The 1807-nt window shown below is 55.5% G+C and carries 3 protein-coding genes and 1 pseudogene; 2 read left to right on the top strand and 2 right to left on the bottom strand.

Annotated features, from left to right (window positions below):
* Together ACRESD_RS22460 and ACRESD_RS22455 are read left to right on the top strand one after the other, a co-directional pair.
* Positions 1 to 186: pseudogene (locus tag ACRESD_RS22460) on the top strand (amino acid ABC transporter permease); the annotation flags it as partial.
* A gap of 10 nt (positions 187 to 196) precedes the next feature.
* Positions 197 to 961 carry an amino acid ABC transporter ATP-binding protein gene (locus ACRESD_RS22455; protein ID WP_003221897.1) on the top strand — a complete coding sequence of 255 codons (765 nt, stop codon included), beginning with the start codon at positions 197 to 199 and terminating at the stop codon, positions 959 to 961.
* A gap of 51 nt (positions 962 to 1012) precedes the next feature.
* Here the strand turns inward: ACRESD_RS22455 and ACRESD_RS22450 are convergent, their stop codons facing one another.
* Positions 1013 to 1507, bottom strand: a complete 495-nt coding sequence (locus ACRESD_RS22450) for a type II toxin-antitoxin system MqsA family antitoxin (RefSeq protein WP_431752913.1) — start codon at positions 1505 to 1507, stop codon at positions 1013 to 1015.
* The coding region (locus tag ACRESD_RS22445; protein ID WP_431752912.1) for a type II toxin-antitoxin system MqsR family toxin at positions 1504 to 1807 on the bottom strand (304 nt) is incomplete at its 5' end. The genes ACRESD_RS22445 and ACRESD_RS22450, both read right to left, overlap by 4 nt.

Genomic DNA, 1807 nt, shown 5'->3' with positions numbered 1-1807 from the left:
GTGATCATCATCGGCCTGTTCGACCTGCTCAACAGCGTCAAGCAAGCTGCCGCCGACCCGAAATGGTTGGGCATGGCCACCGAAGGCTACGTGTTCGCGGCCCTGGTGTTCTGGATTTTCTGTTTTGGTATGTCGCGCTATTCCATGCATCTGGAACGCAAGCTCGACACAGGCCACAAGCGTTAGGAGTTCTTTTATGAGCGAAGCAATCAAAAAGCCTGTGGGCCCTGAAGGTATTATCCAGATGCAGGGCGTCAACAAGTGGTACGGCCAGTTCCACGTGTTGAAAGACATCAACCTCAACGTCAAGCAGGGCGAGCGTATCGTGCTGTGCGGCCCGTCGGGTTCGGGCAAGTCCACCACCATTCGCTGCCTCAACCGCCTGGAAGAGCACCAGCAGGGCCGCATCGTGGTCGATGGCGTGGAACTGACCAACGACCTCAAGCAGATCGAAGCGATCCGCCGCGAAGTCGGCATGGTGTTCCAGCACTTCAACCTGTTCCCGCACCTGACCATCCTGCAGAACTGCACGCTGGCGCCGATGTGGGTGCGCAAGATGCCCAAGCGCAAGGCCGAGGAAATCGCCATGCATTACCTGGAGCGCGTGCGTATTCCGGAGCAGGCCCACAAGTTTCCCGGGCAGTTGTCCGGTGGTCAGCAGCAGCGTGTGGCGATTGCCCGTGCGTTGTGCATGAAGCCGAAAATCATGCTGTTCGACGAGCCGACGTCGGCACTCGACCCGGAAATGGTGAAAGAGGTTCTGGACACCATGATTGGCCTGGCCGAAGACGGCATGACCATGCTGTGCGTCACCCACGAAATGGGTTTTGCGCGCACCGTGGCCAACCGCGTGATCTTCATGGACAAGGGCGAGATCGTGGAACAGGCGGCGCCGAATGACTTCTTCGACAACCCGCAGAATGATCGGACCAAGTTGTTCTTGAGCCAGATTTTGCATTGATCGAGGTTTGAATAAATAAACCCGGCCTGGTGCCGGGTTTATTTTTTGGTGCTAGGACGCTTTGAGCGTTTCAGCCTTATCGTGCTTGGTGTACGTGAACGCACCGCGCATGTCTGCACCCTCGGCCAGGGCTTTTGCGTCAGCCAACAAATGCGGGTGACGATCCAGCAAACGCATCAGTAACACCAGGGTTTTGGGGGCAAGCAGTTCGCCGCGTTCGTAGCGTGAGAACGCGTTGTGGCCGCCTCCCGACAGCAGTTCGACGGCCTCTTTTTGCGTAAGATGCAGCTTGCGTCGGATGCGTTTTATCTCGGCGCCGATGATTTGTCGGAAGGCAAGGATCAATTCTTCCTTGGCTTTGCCGTAGCGGTCTGCACTGTCGTTTTCTGGGTCCCAGAATCCGTCACCACACACCTCACACTCCCAGCCTGAAAGATTGTCGATCCGACGCTCCATATCTTTGACTCTGATTGTTTCGCTGCGGCCCTGGTAATAACTCAATGCATCGGGGGCCCCGCAGATGTAGCACAGCTCTTTCTTTGTCATGGGTTTTTCTCCTTGAAGGAGATCACCGGAGGTCTACCGTCTGTGCGGTAAGTGACCTTGATGTAAATCTCCCTACCTTTCGAGTGGGTGTGGTACACGTCCTGCCATACTCGATGGTCTCCATAAGTGGTCATCGACTTGTACAACATCCAGTTTCGCAACTCATAAATAACGTCCTGCATTTCCTCGATGCCAAATCCAAGACGCTCGCCACATTCCTCTGCTGTCCGGGTGAATGCTTTCCTTCCCAACCGTTTCACATCCGCCTTTATCACCGCCAAATCGTAATGAGGTGTGTAC

This window comes from Pseudomonas sp. (genome assembly GCF_050739995.1).
In the GTDB taxonomy this organism is placed as follows: domain Bacteria; phylum Pseudomonadota; class Gammaproteobacteria; order Pseudomonadales; family Pseudomonadaceae; genus Aquipseudomonas.
Note: the sequence above shows the minus strand (reverse complement) of the source record. Positions and strands in the feature narration are given on the sequence as shown.